Below are 20,823 nucleotides of genomic sequence, written 5' to 3'. Positions count from 1 at the left end.
GGCCCGGAAGCATCATACTTCCGGTTGCGGTCGCGCACATACACGCTTCCGCGTGCATTGTCACCTCTTGGGTGACGGTTTTTTGGCGGAAGCGGCCGTTTCATGGGCCGAAAACAGGTCCGGGCGCCGTTCTCTGGTCAGAAGCTCGGCCTGGGCGCGGCGCCAGGTGGCGATCTTGCCATGATTGCCGGAGGTCAGCACTTCGGGGATCGGCCGCCCCTCGAATTCCTGCGGGCGGGTGTAGTGCGGGTGTTCGAGCAGCCCGTTCTCAAAGCTCTCCTCGTCGCCCGAGGTGTCGTTGCCCATCACGCCGGGCAGCAGCCGCACCACCGCATCCAGCAGCACAAGTGCTGCCGGTTCGCCGCCGGAGAGGATGAAGTCGCCGATCGACACTTCCTCCAGCGCGCGCGCCTCGATGATGCGCTGGTCGACGCCCTCGAAGCGGCCGCAAAGTATAACCGCGCCGGGGCCGGCCGCCAGTTCGCGCACTCGTGCCTGCGTCAGCGGGTTCCCGCGCGGGCTCATCAGCAGCTTTGGGCGCGGGTCGCCCGCCGGGGCGGTCGCGTCGATGGCCTTGGCCAATATGTCGGCGCGCATCACCATGCCTGCGCCGCCGCCTGCGGGCGTGTCGTCCACGGTCCGGTGCTTGTCGGTGGCAAAATCGCGGATCTGCACGGCTTCCAGCGACCAGTCGCCACGCTCAAGCGCGCGCCCCGCCAGCGAAAGGCCCAGCGCCCCTGGAAACATTTCCGGGTAAAGCGTCAGCACCGAGGCGCGGAAGCCGCTCAACGGTCGCCCCCTTCGCCTTCGGGGCCGCTCGGCCTCGGCTTTTCAGGAGCCTCGCCGCCTTCCTCGTCTTCTCCGCTGGCGTCCTCGACCAGCCCTGCCGCTGCCGTATCGACGCGCAGGAAACCTGCTTTCACGTCTATGTCCGGCACCGCCGCCTGGGTGAACGGGATCAGCACGCCTTTCTTGCCCGCATGGACGATTTCGAGAATGTCCCCGCCGCCGAAATTCTGCACGGCCGAGACCTTGCCGATCGTCGCGCCGGTCTCGTCCTTCACCGCAAGGCCGATCAGGTCGGCATGGTAGAACTCGTCTTCCTCGCCTTCATCGGGCAGGGCCGAGCGGTCGATGAAAAGCTCCGTGCCGGCCAGTGCCTCGGCCGCGTTGCGGTCCTTCACGTTCTTGAAGCGGACGATCACCACAGTGTTCGCCGGCCGGATGTCGAGCACTTCGAAGGCGCGTCCGTCGCGGGAATAAAGCGGCCCGTAGTCGCCGAGCGCCAGCGGGTCGGCGGTGAAGGTTTTCACGCGCAGTTCCCCCTTGATGCCGTGGGCGGCACCGATAACGGCCATCTGGATGGGATTTTCTGGCTTGGGCATGGGCATTTCGATCCTTTGCCCGTCTCTATCCCTCGCTCGGCGCGTTTTCAATCGCGCGCTTTCATCCGTTGCTAACCTGAAGGCCTCAGCATGGCAGTGGATGATTTTTCGAAAGCCCATGCAGCAAGAATTCCTCGTCGTCGCCAAGCCCGAACTCCAGTCGGCCCGCGAAAGCTGGCTGAAGTCGCTGGCGCATGAGCGCCGGCTTTCGGCGCTGACCGTGGAAGCCTATGAGCGCGATACGCGCCAGTTCCTTCAGTTTCTCACCGGCCATTGCGGCGGCGCGCCGGGGCTGGCCGATATAAGGGAGCTTCGCCCTGCGGACCTGCGCGCGTTTCTGGCGTCGCGCCGTGGCGATGGGGCCGGTGCACGCACGCTGGGGCGGGGGCTAGCCGGGGTGCGTTCTTTCCTGCGTTTCCTGGAGCGGCGCGGCCTTGCCAATGCGGCGGGGGCGGCCGCTTTGCGCGCGCCCAGGCAGCCGAAGTCATTGCCCAAGCCGCTGACGGCATCGGACGCCAAGCGTGTCGTATCCGCAGGCGAGCAGCTTGCGGAGGAGCCGTGGATCGCCGCCCGCAATGCGGCGCTGCTGACGCTGCTCTATGGTTGTGGCCTGCGCATTTCGGAGGCGCTCGGCCTCAATGGTGGTGATCTTGCCGCTTCCGGCGACACGGTGTTGCGGATTACCGGCAAGGGCGGCAAGACGCGGCTGGTGCCGGTTCTGTCGGTGGCGCTGGCGGCGGTCGCGGAGTACCGCAAGCTCTGCCCCTATCACCTTGGGCCGGACGCGCCGCTGTTTCGCGGTGCGCGCGGCGGGCCGCTCAATCCGGCGATCATCCAGCGCGAGATGCAGAAGCTGCGCTCGGCGCTGAACCTGCCGGACACCGCAACGCCGCATGCGCTGCGCCATTCATTCGCCACCCATCTGCTCGGGCGCGGCGGCGACCTGCGCACGATCCAGGAACTGCTCGGCCATGCCAGCCTGTCGACCACGCAGGTCTATACCGGCGTGGACACTGCGCGCCTGCTCGACATCTACGAGGCGGCGCACCCGCGCGCCTGATGGCGCAACGCGACAATTTGGCCGCGGCAATTAACGGTTTCGCCGTCTTTTGGCGTTAATGCTGGAAACATGAAACGCGCTATCGCCATTGCCGACCGTACCGCGCTCACAGCCTTGCTGTTGATCGTGGCGCTCAATGTGCTGTTCCTCATCTCCTTCGTCGCCGTCACGATCATCGCCATGGGCAAGGCCCACGCCGAGGTGTCGGCCTGCAAGGGCGCCGACATGCTGGCTCCGCTGCAAAAGAGCAACCCGGCGCTGGTGGAGAAGATTGCGGCCGAGGCGGCCCAGACGCCGAACGGCAAGGGGTTGTTGTGGAAGGTCGAGAAGGCGGGCGCAGAGCCCTCGTTCCTTTTCGGCACGATGCACATGACCGATCCGCGCGTGGTGGCCCTGACGCCGGCCGCGCAGAAGGCTTTCGATGCATCAAGCACCGTTGTCATCGAGACGACGGAAATACTGGACCAGTCCAGCATGATGGCCGCCATCATGAAGGAGCCGGACCTGACCATGTTCACCGACAGCACGACGCTGACGTCGCTGCTGTCGCCGGAAGACGCGGCGGTGGTGGAGAGGGCGCTCGACGCACGCGGCATTCCGCCGGCGAGCGTCTCCAAGATGAAGCCGTGGATGCTGTCGGCAATGGTGGCGCTTCCGGCGTGCGAGCTTTCGCGAAAGGCCGCAGGCGCGCCCGTTCTCGATATCAAGCTTGCCCAGGACGCGCTTGCCATGGGCAAGAAGGTCGAAGGGCTGGAGACGGTGGCCGACCAACTTCGCGCCATGGCGTCCCTGCCGATGGACTTTCACATGAAAGGCCTTGTCGACACGCTGAAGCTCGGCGACCGGATGGACGATGTCATCGAAACGATGATCGTGCTCTATCAGCGGGGTGAAACCGGCATGTTCTGGCCCCTGTTCCGCGCAGTACTGCCCGACGAGGCCGGTGGCGAGGACGGCTATGCCGCTTTCGACGAGGCGATGATCAAGTCCCGCAACCGCGCCATGGCCGAAAGGGCCGAAACCATTCTCGCGCAGGGCGACGCCTTCATCGCGGTCGGGGCAATGCATCTGCCGGGCGAGGACGGGCTGGTCGCTCTGCTGCGCGACGACGGCTACAAGGTGACCCCGGTCGACTGAGCCTCCTCGCGGCTTGCGAATCGGCCTCTCTCGGGCCGATCTGAAACCAAACCGCACCTCGTTCGTTGTATCTCCGTAAAACAGACGGAGACCCGATCATGGCCAAGTCCGACCGTATTCCGGATCCGAGGATGAACGATCCTTTGAACCCTGCGTCGCCCGCTGGCTCTCGAGATCCAGCGAATTCACCCGAGCCTCCGCTCAATGATCGCCCGGCGCCCTCCGGTTCTGGCGGCAGCGGGGTGCTGATTGCCGCGATCGTGGTCGTGCTTGCCGTGATTGCCTATTTCATTTTCTTCCCCAGCAAGTCGCATACGCCCGGCGAACCGGCCCAGCCGACGACCAGTGAGACGACGACACCGGCGCCTGCGCCTCAGACCACCGCCCCGGCGACCCCGGCTCCGAGCACGACGGCTCCCACGGCACCCGCAGCTCCGACAACAACACCGCCGCCCGAGCAAACCGCGCCGGCCACGCCGCCCGCGCCTGAAACCACCACCCCTGCACCGCCCACGCAGCCAGCGCCTGCGCCCGCACCTGGGCAGCCCGCGGCTCCGGCGCAGTAAGGGTCGACATTCAGTGGAAAAGCCAAGCGGCCCGTCCGGTGGGGCGGGCCGCTTGGTTGCAGATGGGACGTCGGGCGCGCGAGCTAGGCCAGCCGCGCGTCCAATGTAATCTTGATTGCGCCGAGCGCCTTGGAGACGGGGCAGCCGGCCTTTGCCTGCTCCGCAAGCTCCTTGAATTTCGCTGCGTCGATCCCCGGCACCTTGCCCGTCAGGGTGAGCGTGCTTTCGGTGATCTCGAAGCCGCCATCCGCGGCCGGGCCGTAAGTGACGACCGCCTTGGCGTCGAGTTCCTCGGCCGGCGTGCCGTTCTCGGCCAGGAAGTGCGAAAGCTGCATGGCGAAGCAGCCGGCATGGGCAGCGGCGATCAGTTCCTCCGGATTGGTGCCGGACTTGCCGCTCTCGTCCTGGAAGCGGCCCTTGAACGAATAGGGCGTGCCGCTGAACGCGCCGCTTTGCGTTTCGAGCGTGCCGCTGCCTTCGGTCAGCGATCCTTTCCAGACGGCGGTTGCTTGACGATGCATGATTATCCTCCTCCCTCTTGGTGACGGGCCGCGCGTGCGGCGACCCCGCGAATATAGGGCCCGCGCCGGCTCGGGCCATGAGCACTTTGGCGCAAGCCGGTTCCGGCTAGATCGCTTCGCCCTTGAGCAGCCGGGGCATGTCGCCGGAGAGCCCCGACGCCTGGCGGATGAAATAGGATTTCAGCTGCGGCATGCGGTCGACGAGGCCGAGCCCGAAATCGCGCAAGGCGCGCAGCGGGCCGAAGTCGTTGGAGAACAGCCGGTTGAGCACGTCGGTGGTGACGCCCATCTGCACCGTGTCGAACCGGCGCCACTGCTCGTAGCGTTGCAGCACGTCCAGCGCGCCGATGTCCTGGCCGAGGCGGTCGGCCTCCACGATGGTTTCGGCGAGGGCTGCGACGTCCTTGAAGCCGAGGTTCAGGCCCTGGCCGGCAATGGGGTGGATGCCGTGCGCTGCGTCTCCCGCCAGCGCAAAGCGCGGCGCCACGAAATCGCGGGCGAGCATAAGGCCGAGCGGCCACGCGCGCGGCTTGCCCTCGACGCGAAGCTCGCCCAGCTTCAGCCCGAAGCGGTGCTCCAGTTCCGTTTCGAAAACCAGTTCGTCGCTGGCGAGCAGCCGGTCGGCATCCTCGGTGCGCTCGGTCCACACGATGCAGGAGCGATTGCCGGTGAGCGGCAGGATGGCGAACGGACCGGCCGGCAGGAAGTGCTCCTCGGCGCGGCCGTTGTGCGGCCGCTCATGCGCCACCGTGCAGACGATGCCCGACTGCCCGTACTCCCACTTCACCGTCTTGATGCCGGCCATGTCGCGCAGGCGAGAATTCACGCCATCGGCTGCAACCAGCAGCCGGGCGTCGAGCGAAGTGCCGTCGGCAAGGTGGATCGCAACGCTGGCGATGCCGGTCTCGAAGGCCTGGACCGCCACACCCTCGATGATGTCGATGCCGAGTTCGCCGGCACGGCGGCGAAGCGCGGCGTTGATCACCTTGTTGGCAACCATATACGCGAAGGGTTCGCCGGGCGCGACCTCGCCCTCGAAGGTCAGATAGACCGGGCGCACCGGGTCGGCGGTGCGCGAATCGGTGATCAGCATGTCGACGATCGGCTGCGCCTCGGGCCGGATCTCGTCCCAGCAGCCGAGTTGGCCCAGCATTCGGCAGGCCGCCGCAGCAACCGCCGACGAGCGGGTGTCGCGCTGCCAGACGCCCTTGGGAGCGGCGTCGACCACGGCAACGGCCAGGTTGGGTCGCGCCTGCTTCAGCGACACCGCGGCCGCAAGCCCGACATAGCCGGCGCCGGCAATCAGCACATCGAGCATGGGATGCCTATCGGCAGCTGATTCGTTCTCGACCATTGCCCTGTCCTCCGGGTCTTGCGCCTTCGTCTGTGCTGCCTTGACTTGGCCGGACGTTCCGTTGAAACCCTTCCGGTTCGAGTGTTCGGAAAGGTGCGAAACATGACGGCGGCCATGCAAGAGCTTCTCGCCATTCTTGACCTCGAGAAGCTGGAACACAACCTCTATCGTGGTCGCAGCCCCGAGTCGGACTGGCAGCGTGTGTTCGGCGGCCAGACCATCGCGCAGGCCCTGGTCGCGGTCCAGCGCACCGTCTCGCCGGATCGCCACGTCCACTCGCTGCATGGTTACTTCATGCGGCCGGGCGACACCAAGGTGCCGATCGTCTACGAGGTCGACCGCATCCGCGACGGCGCCAGCTTCACCACGCGCCGTGTGGTGGCCATCCAGCACGGCCACGCCATCTTCTCGCTTGAGGCGTCCTTCCAGGTGGACGAGGACGGGCTGAACCATCAGATGCCGATGCCGCTCGACGTGCCTGCGCCGGAGAAGCTCGGAACCCAGCAGGAATTGATCGCCAAGTTTGGCGATGCCGTGCCGGAAGGCATCCGACGTTATTGGGAACGCGACCGGCCGATCGAGATGAAGCCGGTGATGTTGAAGCACTACACTAGCCGCGAGAAACTGGCGCCGCAGCAGAAGATCTGGATCCGCACCACGGGGCCGGTGCCGGACGATCGCGCCATGCAGGCGGCGGTGCTGGCCTATCTGTCGGACATGACGCTTCTGGATACCTCCACCTTCGCGCATGGCCGGGCGATCTTCGACCGCGACATCCAGGCGGCGAGCCTTGACCATGCGATGTGGTTCCATCGCTCTCACCCGCTGGACGGCTGGCTGCTCTATACGCAGGACAGCCCGTCCACCTCCGGCGCGCGCGGCTTCACGCGCGGCGCGCTCTATGCGCAGGACGGCACCTTGATCGCTTCCGTGGCCCAGGAGGGCCTGATTCGGCTGCGACATTCGCCTGCAGAATAGGCATTTTCGCAGCATCGCCTAATTTCTAGGCATTTTGCAGCCGCCGGTTTCGATGCCCGGAAAACGGCAGCGCTGAATACGTATTATTTCCAGACGGTTATGGCGCACCCGCCAGTTTGGCACGGAGCTTGATTCACCTGAATGCGCGCGGCGCGTGTCGTGCGCGTCAGCAAAGGGTGAAGCCGATGAAAATCGTGATGGCTATCATCAAGCCGTTCAAGCTCGAGGTGGTGCGCGAAGCGCTGACCGCGATCGGCGTCGAAGGCATGACCGTGACCGAGGTCAAAGGTTACGGGCGCCAGAAGGGGCACACGGAAATCTACCGCGGCGCCGAATACGCTTTCAGCTTCCTGCCAAAGGTCAAGATCGAGGTCGCCGTGGCCAGCGAGATGGTCGACAAGACCGTCGACGCCATCATCGCCGCGGCCAAGACCGGCCAGATCGGCGACGGCAAGATCTTCGTCTTCGGCATAGATCAGGCCGTGCGTATCCGCACCGGCGAGACCGATGCCGATGCGCTCTGAGCTTTCGAAGCCTGCCTTTTCCGGTGCCGGCCCTCGCCTGCCCGCCGCAACACATTTCCGCCAGCCAAACCATAAACGATGGAGATTTCGATGAAAATTCCGCCTTCCATTGCGCTACCTGCGCGCGTGGCCCTTCTGGGGCTGCTCGCGCTCGGCGCCCTGGGCACGCTCTCGGCCTTCGCGCAGGAGGTTGCGCCTGCCGCCGCGCCTGCGCTGCCGGTGCCAGACAAGGGCGACACAGCCTGGATGCTGGCCTCGACCGTGCTGGTGCTGTTCATGACGCTGCCGGGGGTCGCGCTGTTCTATGGCGGGCTGGTGCGCGCCAAGAACATGCTTTCCGTGCTCATGCAGTGCACGATGATCGTTGCGGTCGTCATCGTCATCTGGGTGCTCTACGGCTATTCGGTCGCCTTCGGCGGCGGCACCAGCCCGTTCTGGGGCGGGCTGGGGAAGGCCTTTCTCGCCGGCGTCACCCCGCGCAGCACGGTGCCCACCCTCACCACCGGCGTGGTCATCCCCGAACTCGTCTATGTCTGTTTCCAGATGACCTTCGCCTGCATCACGCCGGCGCTGATCATCGGCGCATTTGCCGAACGCATCCGCTTCCCGGCCGTGGTGCTGTTCGTGGCCCTGTGGGTGACCTTCGTCTACTTCCCTGTCGCTCACATGGTCTGGGACCCGCACGGCCTGCTGTTCGGCTGGGGCGCGCTCGATTTCGCCGGCGGCACCGTGGTGCACATCAATGCGGGCATCGCCGCGCTGGTGGGGGCCCTGCTGGTTGGCAGGCGCAACGGCTACGGCCGTGACAACATGGCGCCGCACTCGATGACGCTGACCATGGTCGGCGCCTCGATCCTGTGGGTGGGCTGGTTCGGCTTCAACGCCGGTTCGAACCTGGAAGCCAATGGTGGCGCGGCGCTTGCCATGATCAACAGCTTCACCGCCACGGCCGGCGCGATCATCGCCTGGTCGGTGGTCGAGGCGCTGGTCCGCGGGAAGGCGTCGATGCTCGGCGCTGCCTCGGGCATGGTCGCTGGCCTCGTGGCGGTGACGCCCGCCGCCGGCTTCGTCGGCCCGGTCGGGGCAATCGTGCTCGGCGCCATCGCCAGCGTCTGCTGCTACTTCTTCGTCACCGTCGTGAAGATCAGGATGGGCTACGACGATTCTCTCGACGTGTTCGGCGTACACGGCATCGGCGGAACAGTGGGTGCGGTCGGCACCGGCATCTTCGCTTCCACGACGCTCGGCGGCGTCGGCTATGCCAATGGCGTGACGATGGGCGGCCAGGTTTCGACCCAGATAATGGCGGTGCTGGTCACCTACGCCTGGTGCGGCATCGGTTCGGTCATACTCTACAAGGTCGTCGACATGGCGATCGGTCTGCGCCCGAGCGCCGAGGCCGAAGCGCAGGGGCTCGACCTGTCGTCTCACGGCGAGGTGGCCTACCACTCGTGAGAGCTCCCCGGCGGCTGCGGCCGCCGGAGCAAACTGCGCGACCCGCCGGGCTGTCCCGGCGCATGGGAAGGCCCGGTTCGCCCGGGCCATTCTTGCCCGGTTTTGCGACGCCTGCATGGTTAATGCGACCTTAACCTTCCCGCCGGTAATCTGACGGCCGACTCTGGCCAGGGTGCGCTCGCGCCGTGGCGTCTTCTTTGCGGACGGGGAAAGCAGCATGCGTTCGGCCACTCAATTCGCGCTGACCGACACCGGGCACGGCCTGAAGGACTTCGCGTGGCGTCAGGCCGCGCGGGTGGCAGGGCTGGCGCTGTTCGCCTTCGTGGCGTTTGCGCTTGCAAGCCTGGGCACGTGGAACGTCGCCGATCCGAGCTTCAGCCACGCCACGGACAACCCCGTCACCAATGCGATGGACTACCCGGGCGCGGTCCTTTCCGACCTCGCCATGCAGTTCTACGGCCTGTCGTCGGTGGCGGCGCTGGTCCCGGCGGTGATCTGGGGCGTGCTGCTGATCACCGCGCGCGGGGTGGATCGCATGCCGCGCCGTGCGTTCGCGTGGTTTGGCGCGTCGCTTCTCTCCGCTGCGATTGCCGGCTGCGTGACGCCGCCGCCCACCTGGCCGCTGCCCAGCGGGCTCGGCGGCGTGCTTGGCGACATGGTGCTGAAGATCCCGGGCATGCTGACCGGAGACTACCCGGCCGGATGGGTCGGCACTGCAGTCGCCGCCGCGCTGGCGGTGCCGGCATTGTGGCTCTATGGCTACGGCTCCGGCCTGCTGTTGCGCCGGACCGACCGCGAGCTCGAGGAACTGGCCGAGAAGGAACAGCGCGAGCGCGACCTCGCGTCCCTTGTCGATGAAGACGATGAAGGCGAGGGCATCCTTGCATTCGGCGTGATTGCCCACTGGTGGCTGTCGTTCAGGGCATTCCTGCACCGCCGCAGCGCGCGCCGCAGGGGCCATGATGAGTTCGGATCCGGCGGCGTGCGGCCCGAAAGCGCCTGGCGCCGTGCGGCCGAGCGTGTCGAGTTCGCCGAACAGGCGGAGGCGCGGGTCGCGTCGCCGGGCAGGGCGCGGGTGGAGCCCGAATTCTTCGCCTCGATGGTGGCAAGCCGCGCCGCTGCCAACGAGGACGACGAAGACGCGGAAGATGTCGATTTCGCGCCGGATGGCGTGATTGCAGCACCTGCCGCTCGCCCGACCCGGGTGCAGAATTTCCGCACGCCCGCGGCCGGGCCTCTCGCAGCAAGTGGGCGCGTTGAGGGGCCGGCGCCCCGACCGGCGCAGGGCGCGCGCGCCCAGCGCGAGGCCCAGGCTTCGCTTATCGGCTCGGACAGCTTCGAGATGCCCTCGCTTCACTTCCTGGCGGAACCGAAGAACGTATCGCGCGACCCCAGCCTATCACAGGACGCGCTCGAGCAGAATGCGCGGCTCCTGGAAGGCGTGCTGGAGGATTTCGGCGTCAAGGGCGAGATCATCCACGTCCGGCCGGGGCCTGTCGTCACGCTCTACGAGCTGGAGCCTGCACCGGGCATCAAGTCCTCGCGCGTTATCGGCCTGGCCGACGACATTGCCCGCTCGATGAGCGCGATCGCCGCGCGCGTCGCCGTTGTGCCCGGGCGCAATGCGATCGGCATCGAGCTGCCCAACGCCAGGCGCGAAACGGTCTACCTGCGCGAAATCCTGGCCAGCCGCGACTTCGAAACCACCAAGGCGAAGCTCGCGCTGGCGCTCGGCAAGACGATCAATGGCGAGGCGGTCATCGTCGATATCGCCAAAATGCCGCACGTGCTGGTTGCAGGCACCACCGGCTCCGGCAAGTCGGTGGCCATCAACACCATGATCCTGTCGCTGCTCTATCGCATGACGCCGCAGGAATGCCGGCTGATCATGATCGATCCGAAGATGCTGGAACTGTCGGTCTATGACGGCATCCCGCATCTGTTGACGCCGGTGGTCACCGATCCGAAGAAGGCGGTGGTGGCGCTGAAATGGACCGTGCGGGAGATGGAGGACCGCTACCGCAAGATGTCCAAGGTGGGCGTGCGCAACATCGACGGCTTCAACGCCCGCGTCGCGCAGGCACAGAAGAAGGGCGAGCAGATCCAGCGCACCGTGCAGACTGGCTTCGACCGCCAGACCGGCGAGGCGATCTACGAGACCGAGGAGCTGGATCTCGAGCCGCTGCCCTACATCGTCGTCATCATCGACGAGATGGCCGACCTGATGATGGTCGCCGGCAAGGACATCGAGGGCGCCGTCCAGCGCCTGGCCCAGATGGCGCGCGCGGCGGGCATCCATGTCATCATGGCCACGCAGCGCCCGTCGGTGGACGTCATCACCGGCACCATCAAGGCCAACTTCCCGACCCGCATCTCCTTCCAGGTGACGTCGAAGATCGATAGCCGCACCATTCTGGGCGAGCAGGGCGCCGAGCAGCTGCTGGGCATGGGCGACATGCTCTACATGGCCGGCGGCGGCCGCATCCAGCGCGTCCACGGCCCCTTCGTCTCCGACGACGAGGTCGAGAACGTCGTGGCGCATCTCAAGCTGCAGGGCGTGCCTGAATATCTCGACGCCATCACCGAAGACGACGGCGAGGACGAGGGCGAATCGCCATCGAAGGGCGGTGGCGGCGGCAATCTGGAGGATTCGGACGATCCCTACGACCAGGCCGTGGCCGTGGTGTTGCGCGACGGCAAGGCATCCACCAGCTACATCCAGCGCCGCCTCGGCATCGGCTACAATCGCGCCGCCTCCATCATCGAGCGGATGGAGCAGGAGGGCATAGTCGGCCCTGCCAACCATGCCGGCAAGCGCGAGATCCTCGTTCCGACCGAAGACGACCAGCTTTGAGGCGGGCGCGCCTGACAAGAGATTGATGACGTCGTGACCTTGCCAAGGCCAAACTTCAGCCCAACTACCGCGCTATCAGCTTCGAACGGAACGCAACCGAGAGTGAAACCGGCATGACCAGAGATGCTTTGACCCCGAACTGGAAGCAAAGGACGCGCCGCCGTTTCATGGGCATTGCCGGCGCCGCTGCCTGTCTGGCCGCGCTGCCGTCGCTCCCCGGCTTCGACGCACGCGCACAGGCCACGCCTACCGAAACCGCCCAGAAGATCGCGGATCATTTCGCCGGTGTTCGCACCATGGCCGGCGAGTTCGTGCAGTTCGGTCCCCGCGGCGAACAGACCGGCGGCAAGTTCTATATCGAGCGGCCGGGCAAGATCCGCTTCAATTATGACGGAGCCTCCGGCTTCAAGGTCATCTCCGATGGCGAATCGGTAGCTCTCGACAACAAGAAAATGAACACGATGGACCTCTATCCGCTGTCGAAGACGCCGCTGAAGCTGCTGCTCGACCAGCGCATCGACCTGTCCGGCGACAAGGTCAAGAGCGTGAAGGAAGAGGACGACCTGACCACGATCCAGCTCGCCGACAAGTCCGTCTTCGGCAATTCGAGGATCACCATGATGTTCGATCCGAAGACCTATGAGCTGCGCCAGTGGACTATCACCGACGCCCAGGGCAAAGACACCACGGTGATGATCTTCAACGTCCAGGAAGGCGTGCGGCTGGATCAGAACCTGTTCAAGATCGATTACCGGCGCAATCTTGAGGTCAACCGCAAGTCCAGGCAGTAAACTGGCGCGGACTGCAGGGCCGGAACCTGTGGACAGCAGCGGCTGCGCGCGCTCGCGTCTCGCATGAGCTTGTAATTGCCGGCCTTGCCTGCCAGTTTCCGGGCGAAAATTCCCGGAACCGGATTCTCCATGCCTCTTTCGATTGCTACCTGGAACATCAACTCCGTCCGTTTGCGCATGCCTCTGGTCGAGCGGTTCCTGCTCGAGAAGGCCCCGGACGTGCTGTGCCTGCAGGAAACCAAATGCCCCGACGACCAGTTCCCGTCGGCGGCCTTTCGCAAGCTCGGCTATGAGCACGTCGCCATAAGCGGCCAGAAGGGCTATCACGGCGTCGCAACCGTCGCCCGGCGGCCGATTGAGCTGGTCGAGAAACGCGATTTCTGCGAGATGGGCGACTGCCGCCATCTGTCGGTGCGCTTCGCGGCCGGCGGCAAGCAGGTGCTGCTGCACAATTTCTACGTACCGGCCGGTGGTGACGAACCGGACCCCGAGATCAATCCCAAGTTCCGCCACAAGCTCGATTTCGTCGAAGAGATGAACGCGATCCGCGCCGACCACGACGAAACATCTGCCTCGATCCTGGTGGGCGACCTCAACATCGCGCCGCTGGAGCACGATGTCTGGTCGCACAAGCAGCTTCTGAAGGTCGTCAGCCACACGCCGATCGAGACCGAGAATTTCGAAGCGATGCGCAAGGCCGGCAACTGGGTCGACCTGATGCGGCTGAACGCTCCCTACGAGCAGAAGATCTACACCTGGTGGAGCTATCGCGCGCAGGACTGGGAAGCTTCCGACCGCGGCCGGCGCCTGGACCACATATGGTCGTCGCAAAATCTGGCGCCGAGCCTGGCCGGCATCGAGATCCTGCGCGAGGCGCGCGGCTGGGAGCGCCCTTCGGACCACGTGCCGGTGATTGCCCGGTTCGACCTCGACTGAGCCGGAGGCGGGTTTTCCCAACGCGTCCGCATGATGCGAAGCCGGAGCCTGCGAATCAGGGCGTGAAGCGCGAAGCCATTTCCTCGATGCGCCGGATCAGCGCTTGAAGTTCATCGGTGATGTGCCGGTGCAGGCGCACCGCCAGCTCGGGATATTCCGCGAGCATGCGGTGGAACATCTTGCGGTTGAGCCGGAGCACCTCCGAATCGGTTGCCGCGGCTGCGCTGGTCAAACGCCTTGTGTCGGCAATGAGCGCCAGCTCGCCCAGGATCGCGCCCGCCTTCACGGTCGCGATCGGCGTCCGATTTTTGTCATTTTCGCGAAATATAACAATGCTCCCGCTGGCAACGACATAGGCGCAATCGGCCTCGTCGTCCTCGAGATAGAGCTTGCGGCCGGCCGGCAGGTGCATCGAGTCGGTGCCAAAGGCGAGCAGGCGCAACTGTTCCTGCGTGAAGCCCTTGAACAGCTCCACGCCGGACAGAATGCGGATGTCGTCGTCCAGCGCCATTGCGCCCCCAAGTCCCAGGCCTGGCGTTCCTGTGCTGCGTGCGGCTGCCCGAACCGCGAACCGGTCACGGAACCAGCTTGTATCCGCCGCTTTCTGTCACAAGAATTTCCGCATTGGAAGGATCGCGCTCGATCTTCTGTCGCAGCCTGTAGACATGTGTCTCCAGAGTGTGGGTCGTAACGCCGGAATTGTAGCCCCAGACCTCTTCCAGGAGAACATCGCGTGTGACGACCTTCTGGTCGGCGCGATAGAGGTATTTGATGATGGAGGCTTCCTTTTCGGTCAGCCGCACCTTGGCTCCGCGCTGGTCCAGCAGAAGCTTCTGGCTGGGCTTGAAAGTATAGGGGCCGACGGAGAAGGTGGCGTCCTCGCTCTGCTCGTGCTGGCGCAGCTGCGCGCGGATGCGGGCAAGCAGCACCGCGAAGCGGAACGGCTTGGTCACATAGTCGTTGGCGCCGGCCTCCAGGCCGAGGATCGTGTCCGAATCAGTATCATGCCCGGTCAGCATGATGATGGGTGCCTTGTAGCCGCCCTTGCGCAGGATCTTCACCGCCTCGCGGCCATCCATGTCGGGCAGGCCGACATCCATGATCAAAAGGTCGATAAGACCGCCGCGGGCGACTGCTATGCCCTTGGAAGCAGTCGATTCCTGCAAGACGTCGAATTCCTCATAGAGAGAAAGTTGCTCGACCAGCGTTGAGCGCAGGTCTTCATCGTCATCGACGATCAGGATGGTGCGAGAGCTCATGGATCAATCCGTTTTTTCAATGATTAGTCTGTTGACCCGAAATCGTTTGTGCGGAACCTAGTCACCAGAACAGCCATCACAGTGATTTGTTCCGCATGCGATCATACTCCAAAAAAAGTGAACGCAATGAGGCGTGTAAGAAAAACAGGGGCCGGCTCGGCCTGATCACCGTGCGGGCTCGTCCCGGGCACCGCTCGCAGGGGTTGCTGAATGCCGCCGGCAGTGTGTTTGCCTGTGCGCTGGGAAGCGGCGGCATCACCGCCAACAAGCGAGAGGGCGACGGCGGCACGCCGCTGGCGGCGATGCGCATCCTGTCGGGCTATTTCCGCCGCGGTAATTTCAATGGCGCCCCCACAAGGCTTGCGATGCGCGAGATCCATGCCGCTCTCGGCTGGTGCGACCTTCCCGGCGACCGCAACTACAACCGGCCGGTCCGGCTGCCCTATGTCGCAAGTCACGAACGGATGCTGCGCGACGACAGGCTCTACGACGCGTGTCTGGTGCTGGACTGGAATATCGCGCCGCGGCGGCGCGGGCGTGGCAGCGCCATCTTCTTTCATCTCGCCCGGCCGGGCTTCCCCCCCACGCAGGGCTGCGTGGCTGTGACCCCAAGGGTAATGGCGCGGCTGTTGCCTCGTCTTTCCAGCCGCACCATGCTGAAGGTGGTGCGCTGAGGGGCAACCCCCGGCCTTCAGCCGAATCGCCAGACCGTGGTGCGCTTGACCTCGGCATCCTCCAGCGCGCGGGTGACGGGCACCTGGTAGACGGCAAGCGGGTCCAGCCTTTCCTTGGGAAGATAGGAGCGGCCGGGATCGCCGACGACAATATAGGCCCCGCGCCGGCGAAGCTGGGAAAACCACTCCACCAGACGTTCGGCGAAGTCCTTCTGATAAAACACGTCGCCGGCCAGCACGATCTCCCAGCCGTCGTCGGTGCCGATGGTGTCGCTGCCGACGAAGAGCGGGGATACGCCGTTGGCCTCGCCATTGAGGGCGATGGCGGCCGCGCAGAACGGATCGATATCGGTGGCCACGACCTCGCGCGCGCCCGCCATCGCCGCGGCTATGGCCACCAAGCCTGAACCGGAGGCAAAGTCCAGCACGCGCTTTCCTCGAACCGAATCGGGATGATCGAGGATGTAGCGTGCCAGCCCCTGTCCGCCCGCCCAGGCAAAGGCCCAGAAGGGTGGCGGCAGGCCGATCTCGGCCAGCTCTTCCTCGGTCTTCTCCCACAGTTCATGCGCTTCGTCGGCCAGATGCAGCCGGATTTCGGGCACATGCGGTGGCGCCATAAGGGCTGTGTTGGCGCGGATGAAGCGCTTTGCGTCCTCAGGCGTCACGGCGCGGGAATGAGGCCGCCCATGCGGCAGACCTCCTGCCATTCCTCGGCGGTCACCGGCTGCACCGAAAGGCGCATCGAAGTGACCAGCGACATCTTCTCAAGCTTCGGATTGGCCTTGACCTCGGCCAGCGTCACCGGGCGAGGCATGTCGCGCACGGCGCGCACGTCAACGCATTCCCAGCGCGGATCTTCCGTGGTGGTGTCGGGATGGGCCAACGCGCAGACCTCGCAGATGCCGACGACGTTGAGCCCCTCATTGGAATGGTAGAAGAAGCCGAGATCGCCGATCTGCATGGCACGCATGTTGTTGCGGGCCTGGTAGTTGCGCACGCCATCCCATTGCGTGCCCTTGTCTCCAAGCGCCTTGAGCATGTCGAAGGAAAACTTGAACGGCTCGGACTTGAACAGCCAGTAGTTCATTTCAGCTTCCTCAAGCGCTTGCCGGATTGTTGAACACCCAGTTCCACGGCCGGATCTCGACGCTGTCGAACAGGCCGGCCTTCGCGTAGGGGTCCCTCGCCGCGAGTTCGGCGGCGGATTTCTTGTCGGCGGCCTCGACCACCACCAGGCTGCCGCAGGGCTTGCCGTCGTCATCCAGGAATGGGCCGGCAAACTTCAGCGTGCCATCGGCATTGAGGCCGTTCAGGAACTCGACGTGGTCGGGGCGCACATCGAGCCGCAGCTGCAAATGATCCGGCTTGTCCTTGCAGATGAACGCAAACAGCATGTTTTCCGCTCCTGTTTCCTTATTCAGCTTCGGGGCGCAGCGGGCGCGACATCAGCGCCTCGACCGCTTCGTGAATGGTGAGGGCGCCGGCGAGAATCTGCGCCACCGCGGTGGTGATCGGTGCGTCGATGCCCCGCTCGCGGGCGATGCGTGCGGCAATCGCGGCGGTGGCCACGCCTTCGGCCAGCGGCCGGCCGGCGAGCGACTCGCCGCGCCCCAGCGCCAGCCCGTACGAAAAATTGCGCGACTGCGCCGACGAGCAGGTCAGCATCAGGTCGCCGAAGCCCGAAAGCCCCATCAGCGTTTCCGGACGCACGTCGAAGGCGGCGCCGATGCGGCGCAATTCGGCGAAGGCGCGCGTGACCATGGCGGCCTGGGCGCTGGCGCCCAGGCCGGCCCCGGTGACGGCGCCCGCGGCGATGGCAAAAACGTTCTTCAGCGCGCCGCCAAGCTCGACGCCGACGAGGTCGTCGGTCGAATAGCAGCGGAAGCTGCCGGTCGAAAAACGCTGCGCCAGCGCCGCGGCCTGGCTTTCCTCGCGCGCGGCGATCACCACGGCTGTCGGCAGGCCGCGCGCCACGTCGGTAGCAAAGCTTGGTCCGGAGAGGGCCGCGACCGGATTGCCCGGAAGAATCTCTTCCGCGATCTGAGACAGCAGCGTGCCGGTGTCGCGCTCGATGCCCTTGGCGCACAGCACCAGCGGCACGCCGGCCGGCATATGCGGCTTGGCCTGCGTCAGAACCTGGCGCAGGACCTGCGCCGGCGTGACCACGAGCACGCAGTCGGCTCCGCGCAGTGCCTCGTCGAGATCGGTGGTGGCATCGAGCGGCGGGTCGAGGCGAATTCCAGGCAGGTAGCGCGGGTTTTCGCCTTGCCTGATTGCCGCTACCATTGCGGCGTCACGCGCCCAGAGACGCACGGCATTGCCGCCGCGGGCCATGGTCAGGGCAAGTGCGGTGCCCCAGGCGCCGCCGCCCAGCACGGTGATGCGATAGTCGTTCATGCCTTTGCTCCCCGTCGTCCCGAGCCGACCACCGGCGCCGACACGCTGTCGAGCGGCCAGCGCGAACGCGGCACGAAATCCATCGCGCCGGGCTCTACCAGCCCGGCGCGCATCCGCTCAATTCCGGCCCAGGCGATCATCGCCGCATTGTCCGTGCACAATGCATGCGGCGGCGCCACGAAGGAAAAGCCGTGGTTCCGGCAAAGCGTTTCCAGCGTCGCCCGGATCGTCCGGTTGGCCGCGACCCCGCCGGCGACGACCAGCGCGGGCGTCTTCGCGTCGGGATATTCCTCGCGGAATCGTGCCAGCGCCCGGCCGACCCGGTCGCCCAGCGCATCCGAAACCGCCGCCTGGAAGGAGGCGCAGATGTCGGCCACGTCCTGCTCGGTCAGCGGCGCGATCGCCGTCGCCGCCTGCCGCACGGCGGTCTTCAGGCCGGAAAACGAGAAGTCTGGCCTCGCCTCGCCCTTCATGGGCCGGGGGAAGGCAAAGCGGGCAGCATCGCCGCTTGCCGCCGCCTTTTCCACGTTCGGGCCACCCGGATAGGCCAGACCGAGCATCTTGGCGGTCTTGTCGAAGGCCTCGCCCAGTGCGTCGTCGATGGTCGTGGCCCAGCGCTGATAGTCGCCCACGCCGCGCACCAGCAGGATTTGCGTGTGGCCGCCGGAGACGAGCAGCAGCAGATAGGGAAACGAGAGCTGGTCGGTAAGCCGCGCCGTCAGCGCATGGCCCTCGAGATGGTTGACGGCGATCAGCGGCTTGCCGGCGGCGGCGGCGATTGCCTTGGCTGTCATCAGGCCGACGATCAGCCCGCCGACGAGCCCGGGCCCGGCGGTGGCGGCGACGGCGTCGATCTCGGCCAGGCTGGTGCCCGCATTGGCCAGCGCAGCCTCCACGATGCCGTCCAGCGCCTCGACATGGGCGCGTGCCGCGATCTCGGGCACCACGCCGCCGAAGGCCGCGTGCTCCTCGATCTGGCTGAGCACGACGTTGGACAAGATCTGCGGCGCCGAGCCTTCGCCGAGCGCGACCACGCTCGCAGCCGTCTCGTCGCAGCTTGTCTCGATACCGAGCACGCGGATCATGGCGTCATTTCGTTGCATTGCCCGACTATGATTTCCCCGATAGGAGGATTGGGGGAAGAAACATCCCCGTTCGCCGGGTGGGTATCACGGACCGAGCGCCATGCAAACAAAAGCCTTGAAAATCGGAACACGCGCCAGCCCGCTGGCGATGGCGCAGGCCACGGAAACCCGCGCCAGACTGATGGCCGCGCATGGCCTTGGCGAGGAAGCCTTCGAGATCGTGCCGCTGACCACCACGGGCGACCGCATCCTGGACCGTCCGCTTTCGGAAGTGGGAGGCAAGGGCCTCTTCACCAAGGAACTCGAGGAAGCCCTGTTCGATGGGCGAATCGACATCGCCGTGCATTCCTCGAAGGACATGGCGACAGTTCTTCCCGAGGGGCTCGAGGTTTCGACCTTCCTGCCGCGCGAGGACACGCGCGACGCCTTCATCGGCAAGCTCGCGCCTTCCATTGCCGAACTGCCGCATGGGGCCGTCGTCGGCTCCGCCTCGCTGCGGCGCCAGGCACTGATCCGGCGCATGCGCCCCGACCTTGATGTCGTGATTTTCCGCGGCAACGTGCAGACGCGTCTGCGCAAGCTGGAAGAAGGCATCGCCGCCGGCACGCTGCTCGCCAATGCCGGCCTGCGCCGTCTGGGCATGGAGCATATCATCACCGACCTGATGCCGTTGGAAATGTTCCCGCCGGCGCCGGGGCAGGGCGCCATCGGCATCGAGATCCGCTCTGCGGATGCGTGGGTAAAGCAGATGCTCGCGCCCATCAATCACGAACCCACCGGACAGGCGCTTGCCTGCGAGCGCGCCTATCTGCGCGTGCTCGACGGGTCTTGCCGCACGCCCATCGCCGGTCATGCGGTGATCGACGGTGATCGTCTGTCGTTCAGCGGCGTCATCCTGTCGGTCGACGGCAGGGAGGCGCACGAGGTGCGGCGCGAAGGCAAGGCGTCGGACGCGGCGGAGATCGGCCGGGCTGCGGGCGAGGACGTCCGCGACAGGGCCGGAACGCGCTTCTTCGAGGGCTGGGGCTGAATGGGCGGCCGGGTCCTTGTGACACGGCCTGAGCCGGCCGCGTCGGCAACGGCGCGGCTGCTCGCAGAGGCGGGATTTTCGCCAATCGTCCTGCCGCTTTCACAGACCCGGCCGCTTCCTATCGGCGCGGCCAGCCTTCCTATAGATGCCGTTGCCGTCACCAGCGCCAATGCGGTCCGCCATGCGCCGGATGAGCTGATCGCCGCCCTGCTGGCGAGGCGGTGCTTTGCGGTGGGGCGGAAGACGGCCAAGGCGGCGCGCGATGCCGGCTTCGGGCTGGTCACGGAAGGCCCAGGAGATGCGAGCGGACTTGCCGCCATGATTGCCGCCGAGCTGCCGACGGGCTCGCGCATCGCCTATCTTACCGGGCGCGTGCGGATGCCCGAGTTCGAGCGAACGCTGGCGGGTGCCGGATATCGGCTGGACGTTATCGAAACCTACGACACATGCCCTGTTGAGCATTCGGCGGAAGCCCTGTCCGGGCTGCCGAAGGATGCGCCGGTCGATGCGGTGCTGCTCTATTCGGCCAAGGCTGCCGAGGCCTTTTCTGCACTTGCGAAAGAAGATTCCCGGCTTGCGTCGGCGTGTTGCCTTTGCCTGTCCGGTCGGGTCGCTGAGGCTCTCCAAGGGGCGCAGAGGGAAAGGACTTTCGTGGCAGGCGAGCCGTCCGAGAAGGCGCTTATGGCCCTTCTCGAAGCCGTCTTCCCGCCCGCTTCATGACCGCGCCTATTTTCACGCCCCGCTGGTGTGGTACTGATCCTTGCGCGGTTCTCGTGGCCGGGAATATTTGAAAACAACAAGCATTGCGGAGTTCTCA

At 65.8% G+C, this 20,823-nt stretch carries 23 protein-coding genes; 11 read left to right on the top strand and 12 right to left on the bottom strand.

Going from position 1 to position 20,823, the window contains the following annotated elements; translation table 11 throughout:
- Nucleotides 1-60 precede the first annotated feature (60 nt).
- Both trmD and rimM read right to left on the bottom strand, forming a co-directional pair.
- Nucleotides 61-789 carry a tRNA (guanosine(37)-N1)-methyltransferase TrmD gene (gene trmD, locus AC3A4H_RS14730; RefSeq protein ID WP_487767352.1) on the bottom strand — a complete coding sequence of 243 codons (729 nt, stop codon included), beginning with the start codon at nucleotides 787-789 and terminating at the stop codon, nucleotides 61-63.
- Nucleotides 786-1,385 (bottom strand): ribosome maturation factor RimM, encoded by a 600-nt coding sequence (gene rimM, locus AC3A4H_RS14725; protein WP_487767351.1) that lies wholly within the window; start codon nucleotides 1,383-1,385, stop codon nucleotides 786-788. The genes trmD and rimM overlap by 4 nt, the downstream gene beginning before the upstream one ends.
- 118 nt (nucleotides 1,386-1,503) lie before the next feature.
- Here rimM and AC3A4H_RS14720 point away from each other — a divergent pair, with 118 nt between their 5' ends.
- Together AC3A4H_RS14720 and AC3A4H_RS14715 are read left to right on the top strand one after the other, a co-directional pair.
- Nucleotides 1,504-2,445, top strand: coding sequence for a tyrosine recombinase XerC (locus AC3A4H_RS14720; protein ID WP_487767350.1), 942 nt, complete (start codon nucleotides 1,504-1,506; stop codon nucleotides 2,443-2,445).
- Between the two features lie 69 nt (nucleotides 2,446-2,514).
- Nucleotides 2,515-3,582 (top strand): TraB/GumN family protein, encoded by a 1,068-nt coding sequence (locus tag AC3A4H_RS14715; RefSeq protein ID WP_487767349.1) that lies wholly within the window; start codon nucleotides 2,515-2,517, stop codon nucleotides 3,580-3,582.
- 373 nt (nucleotides 3,583-3,955) lie between these two features.
- Here the strand turns inward: AC3A4H_RS14715 and AC3A4H_RS14710 are convergent, their stop codons facing one another.
- The 3 genes from AC3A4H_RS14710 to AC3A4H_RS14700 all read right to left on the bottom strand — a co-directional run bounded on the left by AC3A4H_RS14710 (nucleotide 3,956) and on the right by AC3A4H_RS14700 (nucleotide 6,023).
- The gene (locus tag AC3A4H_RS14710) at nucleotides 3,956-4,174 is read right to left on the bottom strand and encodes a hypothetical protein (protein WP_487767348.1); all 219 of its coding nucleotides are present in this window, start codon (nucleotides 4,172-4,174) and stop codon (nucleotides 3,956-3,958) included.
- Nucleotides 4,175-4,231: 57 nt separating this feature from the next.
- The gene (locus AC3A4H_RS14705; protein ID WP_487767347.1) at nucleotides 4,232-4,669 is read right to left on the bottom strand and encodes an OsmC family protein; all 438 of its coding nucleotides are present in this window, start codon (nucleotides 4,667-4,669) and stop codon (nucleotides 4,232-4,234) included.
- A gap of 106 nt (nucleotides 4,670-4,775) precedes the next feature.
- Nucleotides 4,776-6,023 carry a ubiquinone biosynthesis hydroxylase gene (locus AC3A4H_RS14700; RefSeq protein ID WP_487767346.1) on the bottom strand — a complete coding sequence of 416 codons (1,248 nt, stop codon included), beginning with the start codon at nucleotides 6,021-6,023 and terminating at the stop codon, nucleotides 4,776-4,778.
- 102 nt (nucleotides 6,024-6,125) lie between these two features.
- Here AC3A4H_RS14700 and AC3A4H_RS14695 point away from each other — a divergent pair, with 102 nt between their 5' ends.
- The 6 genes from AC3A4H_RS14695 (at nucleotide 6,126) to AC3A4H_RS14670 (ending at nucleotide 13,561) form a co-directional block, all read left to right on the top strand.
- Nucleotides 6,126-7,001, top strand: a complete 876-nt coding sequence (locus AC3A4H_RS14695) for an acyl-CoA thioesterase (RefSeq protein ID WP_487767345.1) — start codon at nucleotides 6,126-6,128, stop codon at nucleotides 6,999-7,001.
- Nucleotides 7,002-7,186: 185 nt separating this feature from the next.
- On the top strand, nucleotides 7,187-7,525 hold the full coding sequence (locus AC3A4H_RS14690) for a P-II family nitrogen regulator (RefSeq protein WP_348778643.1): 339 nt from the start codon (nucleotides 7,187-7,189) through the stop codon (nucleotides 7,523-7,525).
- Between the two features lie 90 nt (nucleotides 7,526-7,615).
- Nucleotides 7,616-8,980: an ammonium transporter gene (locus AC3A4H_RS14685; RefSeq protein WP_487767344.1), complete on the top strand. Its 1,365-nt coding sequence runs from the start codon at nucleotides 7,616-7,618 to the stop codon at nucleotides 8,978-8,980.
- Nucleotides 8,981-9,197: 217 nt separating this feature from the next.
- Nucleotides 9,198-11,834, top strand: a complete 2,637-nt coding sequence (locus AC3A4H_RS14680; RefSeq protein WP_348778641.1) for a DNA translocase FtsK — start codon at nucleotides 9,198-9,200, stop codon at nucleotides 11,832-11,834.
- 113 nt (nucleotides 11,835-11,947) lie between these two features.
- Nucleotides 11,948-12,625 carry an outer membrane lipoprotein carrier protein LolA gene (locus AC3A4H_RS14675; RefSeq protein ID WP_487767343.1) on the top strand — a complete coding sequence of 226 codons (678 nt, stop codon included), beginning with the start codon at nucleotides 11,948-11,950 and terminating at the stop codon, nucleotides 12,623-12,625.
- 129 nt (nucleotides 12,626-12,754) lie between these two features.
- On the top strand, nucleotides 12,755-13,561 hold the full coding sequence (locus AC3A4H_RS14670) for an exodeoxyribonuclease III (RefSeq protein WP_487767342.1): 807 nt from the start codon (nucleotides 12,755-12,757) through the stop codon (nucleotides 13,559-13,561).
- A 55-nt stretch (nucleotides 13,562-13,616) separates the two neighbouring features.
- Here AC3A4H_RS14670 and AC3A4H_RS14665 read toward each other — a convergent pair whose 3' ends face one another.
- Both AC3A4H_RS14665 and AC3A4H_RS14660 read right to left on the bottom strand, forming a co-directional pair.
- A complete protein-coding gene (locus tag AC3A4H_RS14665) occupies nucleotides 13,617-14,072 on the bottom strand; it encodes a cyclic nucleotide-binding domain-containing protein (RefSeq protein ID WP_487767341.1) in 456 nt (151 codons plus the stop codon).
- A gap of 64 nt (nucleotides 14,073-14,136) precedes the next feature.
- The gene (locus AC3A4H_RS14660; protein WP_348778638.1) at nucleotides 14,137-14,820 is read right to left on the bottom strand and encodes a response regulator transcription factor; all 684 of its coding nucleotides are present in this window, start codon (nucleotides 14,818-14,820) and stop codon (nucleotides 14,137-14,139) included.
- A 161-nt stretch (nucleotides 14,821-14,981) separates the two neighbouring features.
- Between AC3A4H_RS14660 and AC3A4H_RS14655 the strand changes: the two genes are divergently transcribed.
- Nucleotides 14,982-15,494: a L,D-transpeptidase family protein gene (locus tag AC3A4H_RS14655; RefSeq protein WP_487767598.1), complete on the top strand. Its 513-nt coding sequence runs from the start codon at nucleotides 14,982-14,984 to the stop codon at nucleotides 15,492-15,494.
- Between the two features lie 17 nt (nucleotides 15,495-15,511).
- Here the strand turns inward: AC3A4H_RS14655 and AC3A4H_RS14650 are convergent, their stop codons facing one another.
- From AC3A4H_RS14650 to tsaD, 5 genes are read right to left on the bottom strand one after another with little or no spacing between them, the layout of a single operon-like run.
- A complete protein-coding gene (locus AC3A4H_RS14650; RefSeq protein WP_487767340.1) occupies nucleotides 15,512-16,201 on the bottom strand; it encodes a class I SAM-dependent methyltransferase in 690 nt (229 codons plus the stop codon).
- Nucleotides 16,156-16,581 carry an EVE domain-containing protein gene (locus tag AC3A4H_RS14645; RefSeq protein WP_487767339.1) on the bottom strand — a complete coding sequence of 142 codons (426 nt, stop codon included), beginning with the start codon at nucleotides 16,579-16,581 and terminating at the stop codon, nucleotides 16,156-16,158. Before AC3A4H_RS14645 ends, AC3A4H_RS14650 begins: the two co-directional genes overlap by 46 nt.
- A gap of 10 nt (nucleotides 16,582-16,591) precedes the next feature.
- Nucleotides 16,592-16,888 carry a YciI-like protein gene (locus tag AC3A4H_RS14640; protein WP_487767338.1) on the bottom strand — a complete coding sequence of 99 codons (297 nt, stop codon included), beginning with the start codon at nucleotides 16,886-16,888 and terminating at the stop codon, nucleotides 16,592-16,594.
- A gap of 19 nt (nucleotides 16,889-16,907) precedes the next feature.
- Nucleotides 16,908-17,891, bottom strand: coding sequence for an NAD(P)H-dependent glycerol-3-phosphate dehydrogenase (locus AC3A4H_RS14635; protein ID WP_487767337.1), 984 nt, complete (start codon nucleotides 17,889-17,891; stop codon nucleotides 16,908-16,910).
- Entirely contained in the window at nucleotides 17,888-18,973 is a 1,086-nt protein-coding gene (tsaD, locus tag AC3A4H_RS14630; protein ID WP_487767597.1) for a tRNA (adenosine(37)-N6)-threonylcarbamoyltransferase complex transferase subunit TsaD, read from the bottom strand. The genes AC3A4H_RS14635 and tsaD overlap by 4 nt, the downstream gene beginning before the upstream one ends.
- Nucleotides 18,974-19,076: 103 nt before the next feature.
- Here tsaD and hemC point away from each other — a divergent pair, with 103 nt between their 5' ends.
- Nucleotides 19,077-20,006, top strand: a complete 930-nt coding sequence (gene hemC / locus AC3A4H_RS14625) for a hydroxymethylbilane synthase (RefSeq protein ID WP_487767336.1) — start codon at nucleotides 19,077-19,079, stop codon at nucleotides 20,004-20,006.
- 18 nt (nucleotides 20,007-20,024) lie between these two features.
- Complete coding sequence (locus AC3A4H_RS14620) at nucleotides 20,025-20,726, top strand: uroporphyrinogen-III synthase (protein WP_487767335.1); 702 nt, start codon at nucleotides 20,025-20,027, stop codon at nucleotides 20,724-20,726.
- Nucleotides 20,727-20,823 lie beyond the last annotated feature (97 nt).

The sequence above is a fragment of the Pseudaminobacter sp. Soil_N_29 genome (assembly GCF_057656055.1).
The sequence above is the reverse complement of the archived record's forward strand: the minus strand, read 5'-3'. Positions and strand labels throughout refer to the sequence as shown.